General features: G+C 42.9%; 11 protein-coding genes. All 11 read right to left on the bottom strand.

Going from position 1 to position 17,128, the window contains the following annotated elements; genetic code table 11:
• Positions 1–61: 61 nt before the first annotated feature.
• On the bottom strand, positions 62–622 hold the full coding sequence (locus LH29_RS09875) for an RNA polymerase sigma-70 factor (RefSeq protein WP_045028258.1): 561 nt from the start codon (positions 620–622) through the stop codon (positions 62–64).
• Positions 623–911: 289 nt separating this feature from the next.
• Positions 912–2,516, bottom strand: a complete 1,605-nt coding sequence (locus LH29_RS09870; protein WP_045028255.1) for an arylsulfatase — start codon at positions 2,514–2,516, stop codon at positions 912–914.
• A 196-nt stretch (positions 2,517–2,712) separates the two neighbouring features.
• Positions 2,713–4,263, bottom strand: coding sequence for a sulfatase family protein (locus LH29_RS09865; protein WP_045029138.1), 1,551 nt, complete (start codon positions 4,261–4,263; stop codon positions 2,713–2,715).
• A gap of 16 nt (positions 4,264–4,279) precedes the next feature.
• Positions 4,280–5,356, bottom strand: a complete 1,077-nt coding sequence (locus tag LH29_RS09860) for a family 43 glycosylhydrolase (RefSeq protein ID WP_045028252.1) — start codon at positions 5,354–5,356, stop codon at positions 4,280–4,282.
• The gene (locus tag LH29_RS09855) at positions 5,353–6,792 is read right to left on the bottom strand and encodes a sulfatase-like hydrolase/transferase (protein ID WP_052670724.1); all 1,440 of its coding nucleotides are present in this window, start codon (positions 6,790–6,792) and stop codon (positions 5,353–5,355) included. The genes LH29_RS09860 and LH29_RS09855 overlap by 4 nt, the downstream gene beginning before the upstream one ends.
• Positions 6,793–6,813: 21 nt before the next feature.
• Positions 6,814–8,325: a sulfatase gene (locus LH29_RS09850; RefSeq protein ID WP_045028250.1), complete on the bottom strand. Its 1,512-nt coding sequence runs from the start codon at positions 8,323–8,325 to the stop codon at positions 6,814–6,816.
• A 75-nt stretch (positions 8,326–8,400) separates the two neighbouring features.
• Complete coding sequence (locus tag LH29_RS09845; protein WP_052670723.1) at positions 8,401–9,801, bottom strand: arylsulfatase B; 1,401 nt, start codon at positions 9,799–9,801, stop codon at positions 8,401–8,403.
• A gap of 1 nt (position 9,802) precedes the next feature.
• Positions 9,803–12,049, bottom strand: a complete 2,247-nt coding sequence (locus LH29_RS24770; RefSeq protein ID WP_045028247.1) for a family 43 glycosylhydrolase — start codon at positions 12,047–12,049, stop codon at positions 9,803–9,805.
• An 11-nt stretch (positions 12,050–12,060) separates the two neighbouring features.
• On the bottom strand, positions 12,061–13,707 hold the full coding sequence (locus LH29_RS09835; RefSeq protein ID WP_052670722.1) for an arylsulfatase: 1,647 nt from the start codon (positions 13,705–13,707) through the stop codon (positions 12,061–12,063).
• A 40-nt stretch (positions 13,708–13,747) separates the two neighbouring features.
• A complete protein-coding gene (locus LH29_RS09830) occupies positions 13,748–15,154 on the bottom strand; it encodes a sulfatase family protein (protein WP_082063527.1) in 1,407 nt (468 codons plus the stop codon).
• Between the two features lie 8 nt (positions 15,155–15,162).
• Positions 15,163–17,046, bottom strand: a complete 1,884-nt coding sequence (locus tag LH29_RS09825; RefSeq protein WP_052670721.1) for a glycoside hydrolase family 2 protein — start codon at positions 17,044–17,046, stop codon at positions 15,163–15,165.
• Between the last annotated feature and the right edge of the window lie 82 nt (positions 17,047–17,128).

The following is a 17,128-nucleotide window of genomic DNA, read 5'->3' as shown; positions in this document are numbered from 1 at the left end:
TTGATTTAATGACGAGCAGGAACCTAAACACACATATTTATTTTGAAAGAAATTTAGTTTTCTATAAAAATGGAAGCAGAACAACAGGGAGATATGGCTTCAAGTCTTTACGCAAAGCCTTTAGTGCATTTGTAATCTGGAGTTCGACGGTACGTTTCGAAAGCCCTAATTTATCAGCAATTTCCTGATTTTTTAATCCATCAAAACGACTCATCATAAATATTTCCCGACAGCGGGGAGCCAGCTTAGTAATACTATTCTCAATTATATCGCGAAGTTCCGATTCTACCAGCCAATTTTCAGGAGTAGACTCATCAACATCTCCTTTTCCATGGTTCAACCGGGCTGAACGTGATTTAACATTCTGATGTTTTAAGAAGTCGAAACACCGGTTGCGTACCGCTGTAAACAGATAGCTTTTTAACGAGCCATTTACTGAAATCTTTTTTGAATTAATCCAGATTTTAACAAACAATTCCTGTACAATATCTTCGGCAACTTCCTCTTCCCTAACAATCGTTTCGGCATAAGCACATAAACCACTGTAATAGTATTGAAACAAGAAGTCGAAAACAATCTTATTCTGTTCGTTAAGACCTTTTTTTAAGAATAGATCATCCACGCAATTAGCTCGTTAGTTAGTGTAATCTTACAAATATTAATAAAATACTACACTTCTTGTATGACAAGGAAAATTATTTTTAACGAGATGATGAAAAGTTACCGGCAATTCAGCAGATAAAGGGCTATTAGATAAATGGTTTCCGATCTGATTTATAAATCCATTTTTGTGTATTCGATTTAGATAAGAATACAAATGAAACAAAGCGAGGGTTTACTTCACACAAAAAAGTTAAGTAACTTTTTGCCCGAATGCTTCCATGCCTGCAGGTTCTGAAAAAGTTATATTTTCATTTTACGCCAATCGAGGTTGCCCAGTCACTATAGGCTTTAATCATTAGTTTTTGTCTGTCGGAATTTTCGTCGATAACATTTTCTAATTCTGTTGGGTCAGTATTTAAATTATACAGTTCCCAGTCCTCTCCGTCTTTTGATACCAATTTCCAATCGCCCATTCGAACAGCGGCATTTCCTTCGTGTTCCCAGAACAGCGGAGTGCTTTTCTCTGAAGTTTCGCCACGAAAAACAGGTACCAAACTTTGCCCGTTTGTTGGTTTTATTGCAGCACCTTTATATTCTTCGGGGTAGTTTGCATCTGCCATATCGCAGCATGTTGCCATAATATCGCGGATAGTACCGAGCTGTCGTGTTATTGTTCCTTCATTTTCAATTCCTTTTGGCCACCTTGCTATCAGAGGGGTAATAATTCCACCTTCGTGAACCCAATGTTTAAACATCCGGTAAGGCGTATTGCTAAGGTTGGCCCACGAGCGGCCATAGTTGTGGTAGGAGTCTCCTGTTCCGGGTACCGCATCACCGTCCCAGAAATTCCCCCAGAAGTCCTGCCCATTTTTACCTCCTTCGGCACATCCGCCGTTATCTGAAAGAAAAAGCACCATTGTATTTTCGCTTTCTCCCATTTTTTCCAACTTATCCATTATACGGCCAATGCCAATATCCATCCGATAAATCTGCGCGGCATAAATCGACATTAACAAATCCATTTTATCTTTCTCCTCGTCACTCAAATCTTCCCAGGCATCTACCATTTCATCTCGTTCGCTCATTTGTATATCATCATCAACAATGCCCATTTTCTTCATACGGACAATCCGTTCTTGCCGCAATACGTCCCAGCCTTTTCTGAATTTTCCCCGGAATTTCTGAATATCTTCCTGTAAAGCATGTAATGGCCAGTGGGGTGCTGTGTAGGCCAGATACAAGAAAAAAGGTTGTTCTTTTTGCTGAGCCGTTTGCAGATATTCCAATGCATTTTCGGTAATAAAATCGGTCATGTAAAACCCGTTCGGATCGGGAACATAAGCCGCACTGTCTTTGGCAAAAACCCGTTTTACACGATCGTTTTTTGCTTTTGTTATATCGAAGTAGTTGGCCGCTCCGCTGATTAGCCCATGATAATTATCGAATCCCCTGTCGACCGGCCAGTTGGGGCGTTCCTCTCCAACATGCCATTTCCCGGATGCTGCCGTATAATAACCGGCTTCTTTTAAAACTTCTGCAATGGTAACACATTCGTTATTCAGGTACCCCTGATACGGCCCCGGTTCTGTATCTCCGGTTTGTACCATCCCACCCATACCGGCTTCATGCGGATAAAGACCAGTAAGTAAGGATGCACGGGTTGGGCAACAGCGCGCTGCATTGTAAAAGTTAGTAAACCGAATTCCTTCAGCGGCCAGCTTATCGATATTTGGCGTTTGCATTTCTCCACCGTAACAGCCAATATCTGAATACCCCATATCATCAGCAAGGATAATAATGATATTCGGTTTAGTTTTCGTCTTTTCACTTTCTTGAAATGCGAAACATGTTGTTGTAACATTCAGCAACAAAAGTCCAATAAGTACCCGTCCAATAATTTGCATTCGTTTCATCCGGTTTAATAAGTTTTATTAATTTCTGCCAAATGCTTTACCAGGCAATATTTATCTGCTACACGGCGGCTTGTCAACCAAGGTCTGGCAGAACAATATTCATCAGAATATTACTTTGATATTTCAACTGCAAGGCGCCAGTCAGCAAGTTAAGAAAAAGCTTTCAACGAAAGAAACAGTAATAAATAAAGAGCTATTATTTCAATTCCAACGCCTCTACTTCTGAATTCATTGTTCCAACAATTTCTTTGTAATCACCGATCATTTCATTCAATTTGTCGGGATTTGTTTTGGCCAGATTCGTCTGCTGACCTATGTCATCATTCAGATTGTAAAGCTGGAACTCCGAAGAATTTCCCAATTCGATATTAACCTGCACTGCAACTGCCGCCCCTTTGTATGGTGGAATCATTAACCAGTTGTTTTTACGTAGCGCTGTACGTGAAGATGCCTCTAATACAAGTTCTTCTCTACCTTCATCCGATTTCCCGAGTAAAACATCTAACAACTCCTCACTATCAGAAGAATTTACTTCTGCGCCGGTTAATTTCGCAACTGATGCAAGAATATCAATCTGGCTGATTAGCGCGTCCGATTTTTTAGGCTCAATTTTTCCTTTCCAGTAAGTGATAAAAGGAACTCGTGTTCCGGCTTCAAACAAACTGTACTTCCCACCTCGCAGTCCACCGTTTTGGTCGTGATTGCCAATTCGCTCAACAGCATCATCGTAATAGCCATCGTTAAGTACCGGGCCATTGTCGCTCGATAAAATGATCAGTGTATTTTCCAAAATTCCCTCTTCTTCCAGTGTTTTTATAAACTTACCTATACACCAGTCGGCTTCAACAATCACATCTCCACGCGGTCCAAGATCGGTACTGCCAACAAATCGCGGATGTGGTGTACGCGGAACGTGAGGTTGCTGCAGGGCATAATACAAAAAGAATGGCTCGTTTTTGTGTTGTTTTACGTAGTTCTGAGCTTTTGCAAGAAAATGGTCGGCCATATCCACATCGCTCCATTTAGCTTTCTTGCCACCTTTCATAAAGCCAATTCGCGGAATACCATTAACGATTGAGTTGTTATGCCCGTGATGCCATTTCATCGTCAGCAATTCAGGATTGTCCTTGCCGGTTGGTTCGCCTTCAAAATTCTTACTGTAGTCCACTTCTATCGTATCGTTCGGATCAAGGCCTTCAACCAGTCCATTTTTGAGGTAAACTGTTGGTACGCGGTCTTGCGTGGCAGCCATAATGTACGAATAGTCGAAACCCACTTCATTTGGCCCCGGCGAAACGTGCTCGTTCCAATTCACCTGACCACTACCTAAGCCAAGGTGCCATTTTCCAACCACTCCGGTATAATAGCCCTGCTCTTTTAACATTTTAGGAATGGTTACCTGTGCGGTATCAATAATCAGCGATGCGGTGCCCGGTAAAATTTTGGCATCCTTATTTCGCCACGGATAAACTCCGGTTAACAGGGCATAACGGCTCGGCGTACACGTTGCCGAAGATGCATGACCATCGGTAAACATTACTCCGTTGTTGGCCAAACGATCAATATTTGGCGTTTGAATTTCAATGGCTCCGTAGGCACTAACATCGCCATAGCCCAGGTCGTCAAGATAAATGATAACAATGTTTGGCTTTTCTGATTTAGTCTCGATGCTTTTTGTGCCTGTTGAACAGGAGCTGAAAACACCAAGTAGAAGCAGAAGAAAAAGGTGAAGGTTTAATTTGCTCATCAGTTTTAGGTTTATGCTATTTAAGTTCGAAAGTTTTATTTCTATCGCAATATAGTTTATTGTTTCGAATTTCAAGCTCTGCCATTTGCAGCACACTCTCCCTGTTTTTTAAGGGCTGATCGAAAATCCGTTTTCTCCCCTCGCCTTTCAGTTTTTCGAGATCGTAACGCCGCCAGGGTTCTACATGATAAAAAATAAAAGCCCGGCCGTCTTTTACTGCAACGCTGCAATGCCGCGCCATCGAATTATCCAGATTTCGTGTGCCACCTTCTTTTAATATCGTACCCTGAAATTCCCAGTTTTCGGCATCAGCAGAACTGTATACAAAAAAGCCGTTGTGCGGATCGGTAATCAACCAATACTTCCCTTTCCACTGAAAAATATAAGGTGCCTCCTCGAAATTTGATCCGGTTGCTTCGGAATTAAATACATCGCTTTTTGAGAAGCCGGCTTCTTGCCAATTGGTAAAATCGGAAGTGGTTAAATGGTAGAGCTCATTTTTCTTAGCCCCCTTTTCCTTTCCTTTAAACCAAACGTGATACTGATTTTTACTTTGGTAAACGGTAGCATCGATAGTATTCAGGTTATCGCCATGCAAGGCACTTACCTTTTGCCAGCCATCAACAGGGTTCGTAAGAGGTGTTTTATAATGCACAATCCACCCCTGCCCGCCCCAGGCTCCCTGCGTTGGGATGGTGTCGGGTTTCCAGGTAACAAACATGTGCAAAGTATCATTGGCCGAAATAATTGCAGGCGCCCAAAATGTTGATGATGCATCCTTTTCACCACCAACACCATCAAATTTACAATAACCCTTAAATTCCCAGTTTATCATGTCTTTTGAAACAGCCACTCCAATAGGTGTTTGCAGCCAGGTATTTTCCAGCATCGGACGACGGGCTGTATAATAAATGTACCACTGCTGTTCGTGTTCGTTCCAAACGATCTCCGGATCGCAGGATCCCTGATAGTTTGGATCGACAAAAAGAGGTGCAGGAACTTCATTTTGCTTCTTGCTATTATTGTGCGCACAAGCAACAAAACAAAATGAAGCTAACAGAAACACCAGGAATTTAAGGGTATTATTCATCATTTTTTAAAGGAGAACTTTATTAAATCAATGTCTAACGGATAGCTGTTAAACCATTCTTCCAGCTCTTTTTTTAACTCGGCAGCTTTAGCGAGTTCTTTATCTTTTAAGTTCTGTGTTTCGCCCATGTCCTTTTCAAGGTTATACAACTGAACATTCGATCCATCGAAATTCATCAGCAACTTGTAATCTCCTTTTCGAACAGCCAAATCCGGTGCCCGTGTTCCTTCATAACCGGGACGATCGGGAGGTCGGATCCAAAAAATCGGTTTTGATCTTTTTTGTTGTTTTTTCCCTGAAATGGCGTCCAGCATCAACTCGCCGTCGTATGTTACATTTTCATCCGGAGTGGCTCCCGCAATTTCCATAAATACCAAAGGAAGATCGATTGCGGCCATTACGGTTTTTGTGTTTTTTGTGCCTGCTTTCTTCTCTGAAATTTTACCCGGCCACCAGCTGATAAACGGTTCGCGGAATCCGCCTTCGTACAGCACTGTTTTATAGCCACGAAATGGTCCAGCTGTGTTTACTGCTTTGTCGGGACCATTATCGCTGGTAAAAATTATAAGCGTATTATCGCGGAGTTCCGGATTATTTCGGATGTAATCAAAAAGTCGGCCCATGTGTTTATCCATCTCTTGCATAACACCCAAAAACCGTGCTTTCATTGAAAGATCGCCACGCAATTCTTTCGGCGGCTCAAGCGGCGTATGGATATCATCGGGCCAAAGATTAATGTAAAAAGGCTTGTTCGCTTTTTGTGCATTTTCAATGGCATCAATGGTGCGGTCTACAAAAATCTGAGTAAAGTTCTCACGTTTTGCCCAATGTACCTCTCCCCTTCCCAAGCGGGCAGATTGTTTTTCCAATCCGCGCGTGCTGTCTGGAAGATTCAGTGTTTCATAGGTAGCCAGAAAACGCTCGCCCAAACCTTCGAATTGCGTTACCGATTCATCAAAACCGTAGTCGGTAATTAACGGTGCCTCACCTACATCGCGGCCACCACCCATGTGCCATTTGCCAATGTGTGCAGTGTAATAGCCAGCTGCCTGAATGTTGCGGGCTACCGACGGAGCCGACAAATCGAGGTAATTTTTCATTCCCCGGTTTTCATTCGCTTCACGGCTGTCGATGTATGAAGTTATTCCCCAACGCGCCGGATATTGCCCGGTTGTAACCGCTGTTCGCGATGGAGAACAAATTGGCGAGTTCACATAAAACTGGGTAAACAAAATCCCCTCACTTGCCAAACGATCGATATTTGGTGTATGAACATCTTCGCGGCCATAACATCCCAAATCGGCAAAGCCCATATCGTCGATAAAGACAAAAAGGATGTTTGTTTTTTTATCGTTGTTTTGCTGAACACCATTGCCGGCAAAGGTATTTGTAAAGCAAAACGATAAAATTATTGATAGAAAAATACTTATTCGATTCATAATTCGATGATTAATTTGACTCTACTTCCCAGGTCTTGTTTTTGCCTTTGGGTGTGCATTCAGCAGTTTCTCCAATTCAGCTACTTTATCTTGTTTTTGCGCTGCCCAGTTTTGAGTTTCATGCGGATCGTTTACGTAGTCATACAACTCATACAAAACTTCTTTGTTCGCATCTCTCATTGGTGTCCAGCGCACCATACGGTACTGCTCTGTGCGTATGGCTTCTCCCATATAGCCACCTTTGTTAAAAGCATGATAGGCATGATCTTTCACTCGTTTTGTACCATCTTTTAAAACAGGTACCAAACTGGTTCCGTCAATAGGTTGCGGAACATCCGGTTTTCCAAGGCCTGCAAGGTCAGCCAAAGTGGTGTAAATATCAACAGTTTCAGTTAACTGGTCGGTTTTTGTACCCGGAGTTGTTACACCTGGAGCAACATAAACAATAGGAATTCGAGTTGCTTGCTCAAAGTTTGTATGTTTTGTCCAAGTTCCGTGATCGCCCAGGTGCCAGCCGTGGTCGCCCCATAATACAATGATGGTGTTTTCATCCAGGTTCAGACGTTCCAACTCTTCAACTACGCGCCCCAGCTGAGCATCCATATAACTCATACTGGCGTAATAACCGTGTATCAGCTTTCGTTTTAAGTCGTCATCATAAATCCCTGTTTCCTGTTCAGGTATCGGAAAAAACTGAACAATTTCACCCCTTCGTTTTAAGGCACATTCAGGAGCATCTTTTGGTTGCTCTTCGTTTACCGGCATAGGCAGTTCGTTGGGATCATACATGTCCCAGTATTTTTTAGGAGCACAAAACGGTAGGTGCGGACGGGCAAATCCAACGGCCATAAAAAACGGCTGATCCGGATTTTTACTCAACTTTCGCAAGCGGTTAATAGCATGTGTAGCAACACGTCCATCGGCGTAAGCTTCATCCAGCACATCAGGGCTTTCCCATGCAGCACCTCTTGGCAATTTCCAGTTTTTTGGAAGATCTTCGATAAACATTGCCGAGTTCTGGAAATAAGCCTCTTCACGTGTTAGCTCTCTGTTGGTGCTTTCAGGAAGCAGGTATTCAATTACTTTTTCTTTATGGTGAGGAATACTCCACGATGCTTCGTCGTTGTCGTTTCCGTGCCCGATATGAAATACCTTACCCATCGATTCAACGTGGTAACCGGCATTCATAAAATACTGAGGCAAAGTAACTGCATCGGGGTATACTTCGCGAAACTGTGTACCAAAATTGAAAATCCCGGTACTGGTTGAGCGGGCTCCAAGTAATAAATTATAGCGTGATGCCATACAAACTGCCTGGTTACAATAAGCATTTTTAAAGGTCATTCCTTTTGAAGCCAGTCGATCGATATTCGGACTCTTTGCGGTTTCATCGCCATAAACCCCCAGGTTGGGTTTCAGGTCGTCGACCAAAATCAATAATACATTGGGTTTTTCTGATTTCTGTGCAAAGGTGTATTTTACGTTGCTTACCAACAACACCAGTGCAATGATAAAATAAATTCGATTTTTCATATCGTAATACTGTTTATACAAAAATTTTTGTTCTTAGCTATCTGTTCTATTTTGTTTTTAAAGCTTGTCCTACTTTTAATTTTCAGGAAACCAGTTTGGCAACACCGGACCGGAAAGCTTTTCTTTTTCATCGTATCTCGGTATCTGATTTTTCGATTTTAACTTATAAATATTACCGATTTCCATTTTTAGCTTTGTAACAACTGCCTCTTGTTCCGTATCTAAATTAACGACTTCACCTCGATCCTCACCTATCCGGTACAGCTCGGTTTTTTCTTGTTCTCTCGAACTATCAGCTGCATTACGTCGCCATATTAACTTCCACTCGTCGGTATTTAAGGCAAATTGCTCCACTTTCTCCCCGCCTTGGTCGAGATAGGTAAACCAGGTACGATCCGGCAATTTTTCACCTTGCAGCGCCTTAATCATATCGATCCCATCCAGCTCAGCCGGCAATTGATTGCAACCGGCAATTCCGGCGATTGTAGGAAACACATCAATATATCCTACTCGCTCTTTAATTATTTTGCCACCCGAAATATTTCCGGCCGGCCACCGGGCTGCGGCAACAACATTTATTCCTCCTTCGTAGACAGTAAGTTTTGAACCACGGTGAGGTGAATTATCGGCCACCTTTTTAACGCCACCATTATCGCTGCAAAACAAAATGAAAGTATTATCCAACTGTCCGCGATCTTCGATGCTGGCCAGTATTTTTCCAATATTCTGATCCATACAATCAACCATGGCAGCATAAGTTTTCTTGTCTCCTTGCCGATTTGGATATTTTTTCAAATCCTCATCTTTGGCTTGAAACGGCGAATGAGGAGCCGTAAATGGCACATACAAAAAGAAAGGATCATCCTTTGGTACCGATTGAATAAATTCGATGGCAGCATTGCCAATTAAGTCGGTTGTATAACCAGTCTTTTCCGAAGGCTTGGTCAATTCCTGCCAATCCCGTTCTCCATTTCTGTCTTGTGTAAAATAATCGACTGCACCGTTATGGCACCCTTCAAAAAACGTAAAGCCCTGGTTGGCCGGTGTCCATTTCTTTTCCTGGTGACCAAGGTGCCACTTCCCGGTTATACCGCGATATTTATACCCTGCTTCGCTTAGCATTTCGGCAATGGTTGTTTCCTCGGGTGGCATACCAAACACACGTTGAGGAGGAACAACCGCGCGCATCAATCCGAAACGAATGGGGTAACGGCCGGTCATTAGTCCGGCCCGGGTTGGCGAACACATCGGGCAGGCGTAATACTGCTCAAGTACCACACCATCGCTTGCAATACGATCGATATGTGGTGTTTTAATATCGCTACCGTGAAAACCAACATCAGCATAACCCAAATCATCAGCAAGAATGATAATGATATTTGGCTTTGAAGTGGTTTCGTTTCCGGCAAATGCCCCGAAGCTGCCAACTGCAACTATTGCGAGAAGTACTATTGTATGTGAATACCAGTTCTTCATATTATTCATCAAATTTCTGTGCTTCGTCCGGTCCCGGAGTTGCGTATTCCGAAACTTTTGCGCGGATAATCAGTTCTCCGTCATCGTCAGTAAAAACATCAAGAGGAACAATTGTAGTTCCGCGTTGATTTATTGAAGCTGCTGTAAATATTAGATTTTCGTTCTCGATACCCTCTTTCTCAAGCGGGGGTACATTTCCATTATAAAATGCTGTACACCACCAGTTTCCGTCTTTGGTTTTAAACGGGGTTCCGTGCCCGAGGAAACGTCCCACAAATTTGCGCTCGCTGTATGGGCCGGTAATTTTATCGGCTACGGCATAATACAAATTATAGGTTCCACGTCGCATCAGGCCTGTTGACCAGCCCGTACCAAACAACACGTACTTACCGTCTATTTTCATAATCAGGCAACCTTCGTGGCCCATATTCTTAGTGTCACCACTAGGTCCTATTTTTATTGGTTCACCTTCAAAACCTGAAAAGTCAGGTTTCAATTTAGCAATTTGCGTAGCTCCCCAAATCAGCCACCAGCTTCCATCGTCGTCATTAAATAACGAAGGATCGTGCCGGCGGGCAATCTTTTCGCCCATTGGATTTTCCCAGGGACCAACAGGTTCAGCACCATTTGATAGCGACAGGTTTGCTCCGCTGTGCGGGAAAGGACTGGTATGAACCAAAGCCCAGCGATCGCCTGTCCAGTGAATTTCGGGTGCCCACAACAACCATTTTGAAGGATCGGTTTCTTCAAAACTTTCCGGATGTGTTTTAGCCCAGATTCCATCTTTTAAACTAAAGGCATTTTCAACCGGCTGCCAGTCTATCAGATCTTTACTTTTCCAAATGTGTGCTTTCCAGCCCACGCAGGAGTAGTCGCCCAAACCCAAATTGTACGGATCGGTATTCACCCAATCCTCATCATTTAAAGGAGTTGTTCCGGTGAGGTAATATTCGCCTTCGGGACTTGTAACAATGTAAGGATCACGAATCCAGCCGTCTTTTATAAACAACGATTTATCGTGTGCCTGCAATCCGGCTTCTATTGTTTCCCGGTTGTCGGGTTTTGCTACTGCCGGAGTTTTGCTTAAAACGGTAACCGGCCTTATCGATAATTGTTGAATTAACCTTGTTTCCTTTGTATTGTAGGGTGTTCCATCTTCCCTAAACACATCATGAAACCAGAGCTCCGGTTCAGCGGTATATTCTTTTGTCCACGATTCCCATGGATAAATGGTTTGCGATTTACCGGAAAACAAACCCCAGTTATAAGCCGCCACCCTGTTTTTATGAAAGATGGGCAGAATGGCTTCAAATGTAGAACCTGCCGTGCGGGCCATGTACTCGGTACACATTAGCGGGCGTTTATATTTTTTCAGACCGTCAACCATTTTCTGCGTTGATTCCGGACCATCATAACTGTGAAATGAGATAATATCCGAACTTTCGAGACTGAATTTTTCTATGGAATCAGGTTCTTCCAACCAGGTTGGAGCTCCCCAAACACCTGCGGTTAAAGGTTGCGAAGGATTTATTTCGCGCGCCCAGGTAAAAGCTTTCTGTAACAGCTCCAGTGCCCGCTCCAGTTTTTCTTCCGGAGCCATTTCCGGCTCTTTACTTCCACCACCAAAATTTCCGGCATTCGAATTATCGGGTTCGTTAAACAAATCCCATATCAAAACCCGTTCGTCATCTTTATATCTTGTAATAACAGCCTGAACGTATTCTTTTAGTTCATTCTGTTTTTCGGAGTTCTCTAAAATTTCTCGACCGGGCGATTGCACCCAACCCGAATTGTGCACATGTGGCACCGGTTCCGGTTGTTTTCCAACATTCGGATAAGGATTCCAAACACCGTCAAAGATCACAAACATGGGTTTAATTCCGTGTTTGTCAGCAATGGTCAGAAACTGATCCACCCGATTAAAAAATCCATCTTTATCTTGTGTCCATGCCAAATCGTGTAGAAATACGCGCATGGTATTCATACCGATTTCTGAGGCCCGGCGCAATTCAAAATCAATACGTTCCGGATCAAAAGTATCTTCCTGCCACATTTCCAGCTGGTTGATGGCCGAGGCCGGCACATAATTTCCACCTACAAGAAACGGGTACTTATCGTACCATGAATTGGCTTTTTCGATACTCCATTGTTTTGCCTGTTCCGTTTGATTTTGATTTGTGCAAGCCATTAAAAAGCCTGACAGTAAAATCAGCAGTACAATAACCTTATTTATATTTTTTGAGATCATATCCTTGATTTTCAGTTATTTTTTCTCTTCTCCTGATACATTTTCCTTATCTCATTCCAGGGCAGCACATTATTTTTTGTGGCCCAATCGCTGTACATTTTGTCCATTTCGGCAACCTTATCGGGCATACTCTGGGCTAAATCGCTCATCTCGGTCCGGTCGGTTTCCATATCGTACAATTCCCACTCGGTTTCACGTTTATTGTTCCATTTCGAAACCAGTTTGTATTTACCCAAACGAACGGCTTTGTTCCCTTCGTGTTCCCAGAAAATGGGTTCGGTATGAATGCGTTTGTTCTCTCCTTCAAAAAGCGGAACCAAACTTTTACCGGCCGCCGGTACAATCTCGTTTCCATTGTATTCTGTTGGGTAGCTTGTTTGTGCAACATCAACAAAAGTAGCCATCAGATCGGGCAAGAAGCCGTATTCTGAAACAAGCTGTCCTTGTTTTTCTTCAGGAATAAGGTTGGGATAGTGCACAATAAAAGGTGTACCAATTCCGCCTTCGTGCACCCAGTGTTTGTATTCGCGGTAAGGTGTATTTGATGCATTGGCCCAGGCGCCGCCATAGGTCAGGAAATAACCCTCTTTGGTTTCGAGCTGCTCTGCAGGCCCGCCGCCGAGTTCTCCACCTTCGGCACATGCTCCGTTATCATTTAAGAAAATGATTAGCGTATTATCCAATTGACCCTCTTTTTTAAGGTAGTCAACCAGTTTTCCAATGTTCTGATCCATCTGATCGATCATTGCCGAATAAATAGCCCGGCGTATATCCATCTCCTTTTTCTTTTCATCGTCTAAGGAATCCCATTCTCTTGAATCCTGATCGCTGAGTTCCCAGTTCTCGTCGATGATTCCCATTTCTTTCATGCGGGCAAATCGTGTTTCGCGCAGTTTGGTCCATCCCTCCATGTATTTGCCTTTGTATTTTTCAACTACATTTTGAGGGGCATTCATAGGCCAGTGTGGCGCCGTGTAAGCCAGGTAAAGAAAAAAAGGTTTTTCAGGTTCTTCCTGTGCCGATTCGTCGATGAATTTTATCGCATAATCGGTAAAAGCATCAGTGGTATAATAATCCTCGTCGGTAACCGAAATCGTGTCGTTCATGTAAGTGATACCGCGCGGATAAGTAGGTTTAAAAAAGTTACTTGCGCCGGGTATAATTCCGTAAAACTTATCAAACCCGCGTTGAAGCGGCCATTTTGATTGATCGGAAATTCCAAGGTGCCATTTTCCGGTCATCAGGGTTGCGTAACCGGCATCTTTCATTACCTCACCAATTGTAACCGCATTACGGTTTAAAAAGCCACGATATTCAGGAATTCCCAAGTCGTGCTCGGTAAAATTATTTGGCGTATTGGTCATGTGCCCGATTCCAACCTGGTGTGGGTAACAACCCGAAATTAAACTGGCACGGGTTGGGCAACAGCGTGCACCGTTATAAAACTGGGTAAAACGCAAACCATTTGCCGCCAGGGCATCAAGGTTTGGTGTTTCCACTTCGCCTCCATAGCAGCCCAGATCGGAATATCCCATATCGTCCGAAAGAATTAAAATGATATTTGGACGACCGGGCTCCGATTGTTCCGTGTTATGTTTTTCGCCTTTACAATTGAGCAGTAAAAAGCTCACAAAAAAAAGCAGGCAGATATGTTTCATTTTTTAATTGGTTTAGACTGAAGTTTATGGTTTACACTATTTATTTATTCTTGTTTGGCATGTGTTCGAATGCTTCCATTTCGGTTTTTAATCCCTCGTCTCCGCACTCTTCCATCCATTTCATCAGCTCGTTTCGAAGCTGCTTTTTTATGCTTTCAAATTCAGGCAATTCGGCCAGGTTTTTCTCACACCACTTATCTTCAATAATGTCGTAAAGTTCCTCTTCCGGTCGGCTTCGATACTTTTTCACGAGGGCCTCGGCGTTCTTATCTGTTTCCGCTTTTTCTTCCCACGATTTGTACCACAGTGTACCTTTTTCACCAATGTTGTTTACAATATTTTTGAATTCAACATCGGGTGTAATATTCCAGATATAGCGGTAACGATCGTTAACAATAGCCCGAATAGGATAATGTTCGCTGCCATTATGAATACCTCGTGTGGTTTGCAGGCTGTAAGCGTAATCTTTTACTTTTTCAGCTTTTCCGAGCATCAGAGGTAACATACTTTTTCCATCCAGTTTTTCGGGAATTTTACCACCAGCCGCATCAATGAAAGTTGGCAACAAATCGGTATATTCCACAATGACATCAGATGTGGTTCCGGGCTGAATTTTTTGCGGCATTTTTGCAATTAGTGCCGATTTAACACCGGCCTCGTAACAGGTCCACTTAGCAAATGGGAAACTGTTGCCCTGCTCGCTGGCAAAAACAACCATTGTATTTTCGGTAAAACCATATTTATCGATTAAAGCGAGCGCTTGTTCTACCTGCCCGTCGAGGAAGTTAATTTCGGCGAGGTACCGGCAATAGGCTTCGCGGGTTTCTTTTGTATCGACATAGTGCGGCGGCAAAGTAATTTTATCGGGATCGAACTGCGATGCATCGCCTTTGCTCCACGGCGTGTGTGGTTCGTTTGAAGTAAGCATCAAAGCAAAAGGTTCTTTGCTGTCTTTCACTTCCTTCAGGAAACCTTCAACCAAATTGAACTCCGGATTATTTTTGGTTCCGAGATACTCGAAAGGAAATACCGCTTCGGGCCCAATATGTCTTTTACCCGAAAGTGCAACCCTATACCCCAGAGGGGTCAGGTATTGCACTATACTTTCTGTTCCTTGATTTGCATTGGTATGATTTGGATAAGCCCCCGTTTTTACCGGGTACAAACCGGTAAAAATATTATGCCGGGTTGGCGAGCACATCGGAGCTGCTTCGTAACATCGTGTAAAAAGCATTCCTTCTGAAGCCAGCTTATCAATATTCGGTGTTTTTGAATCCACACTTCCGTAGCAACCAATATCCCAGTGCGTACAATCATCGGCAAGGATAAATACGATATTTGGCTGCTGACCGGCTGCTTCGGAAGGTGGGTTACCTGCTGAAACTGTTTGAACAACAAGTAACAAACAACCGAAAAATATACTAAGTATTATAGCTTTCTTTTTCATGAATCAGATTAATCAAGTAATCCGGCTTTTTTATGAATTTCATAAAGTTTCTCAGGTGAAATCTTCATTACTGCCCTATCGTAGGTTATCAGTCCGTTAAGCTCACCTTCAACATCAGTAGTTTGGGTATAAACACCCGCACTGATTCCTTTTTTTCTTAACTCACCAAGAATTCTACAACTTTCAACATAACGTTCGATGTATTCTTCTTTCGTTTTTGGCATTCCACCGTAACCCCAGTTTCTTTTTGATGTATCCCAGATATGGTCTTTCTCGGCCCAACCGTGACCACCAAATTCACCAACAGCTTTTATGTAATCATTATAAAGATCCACGTCTAAGGGGTAATTTGGATGCGGATACTCATGCTGATCGGCAATGTCGCCCACTTCGAAGAAGTTACCACCACTAGCAATGTTTAACAGGCGCGACGGATCGTAAGCTTCTACCCAGTTACCAACTTCCATACTACGGTGTTGCCCCCAGCGTTCGTTAAAGGTTGTCCAAACTACTACCGACGGATGATTGTAAAGCACATCAATCATTGTTTTCAGTTCGTTTTTATACAACTCGTGTGCCCAATCCGGCCAGTCTGCATCAAGCGCATCTTCTCTGTGCCACTGATCAGGTCTTTTCGGAGCATAATCTTCGCTCTCCATGTGCAGTCTTTTCCATTTTGGCCATTCGCGGCCACCGCTACCACCCGATGTCTGGTCTTGCCAAATAACAAATCCCATACGGTCGGCATGATAATAATATCGACGAATTTCAGCTTTTTTATGCTTGCGGATCATGTTAAATCCTGCCTTTTTCAGAAAATCCATTTCCCAAACGATAGCCTCGTCTGATGGAGGAAGCAGAAAACTTTCAGGCCACCATCCCTGATCAAGCGGTCCGTAATGGAAAATTTCTTTGCCGTTTAGAGTGAATCGCCAGTTACCTTCTGCATCGCAGGCTTTTCCAACTGTTCTGAATCCGGTGTAAGAAGTTACAACATCAAGAACTTTTCCTTCTTCGTCGAGCAATTCAATTTTCAGATCGTAAAGTTTTGGAGAAGATGGCGACCAAAGTTTAGCATTTTTTACGCTTAACAATACATCGGTACATAGCCCCTTTTTTTGTGCCACAAGTTCATCGTTATCAAAAACGCTAACCTGCAATTGGGCTTTTTGTTGTAAACCACCAATTGTTGCTTCTGCTTTTAATTCGCCATACATATCGGCCAATAGTTTTACCGACTTAATATAGGTTTCAGGAACCGATTCAATCCAAACAGGTGCCCAAATTCCAGACGATGGCGTGTACCAGATACCACCGTTATCGCGCTTTTGTTTTCCGCGTAACTGGTATAAGTCAAAATCATCGGTTCCGTCAATCACACGCAGTTTTACTTCGTTTTCGCCCGGTTTCACCAAATCGCTTACATCAAACGAAAAAGGCAGGTTACCGCCAACATGCGAACCGGCCAGCTCACCGTTAACCCAAACCATACATTTGTAATCAACACCTTCGAAATTTAACAACTGGCGTTCGTTTGCTTTTGGAGCCAGTTCAAAAGAGTGTTTGTACCAAATTACTTCGTTTGATTCAATTCGTCTTCCAACACCTGAAAGTGGTGTTTCCAAGGCAAAAGGAACCAGGATATTTTGTTCCCAGGCTTCAGGTTTTGTTGCGTTTTTTGATGTTACAGCATATTCCCATAGTCCATTCAGGCTTTTCCATTCAGGACGCACCATTTGAGGACGTGGGTATTCTTTCCAAACATTGTCGGGAGTTACTTTTTCTGCCCAGCGGGTTTTAATTCTATCGCCTACCGGCTGCCAATCCTGGGCATAAAGTCCAAAGCTGATTAACAAAACAATGGCTGTTAAATTAAATTTAATCTTCTTCATCTTTTAAATTGTTTATGCAAAATTATTCTTGTTTTAAATTTCTATCTGGATATTGAATTATAGAACTGGTAAAATCATTTAA

The sequence above is a fragment of the Draconibacterium sediminis genome (assembly GCF_000949475.1).
In the GTDB taxonomy this organism is placed as follows: Bacteria; Bacteroidota; Bacteroidia; order Bacteroidales; family Prolixibacteraceae; genus Draconibacterium; species Draconibacterium sediminis.
Note: the sequence above shows the minus strand (reverse complement) of the source record. Positions and strands in the feature narration are given on the sequence as shown.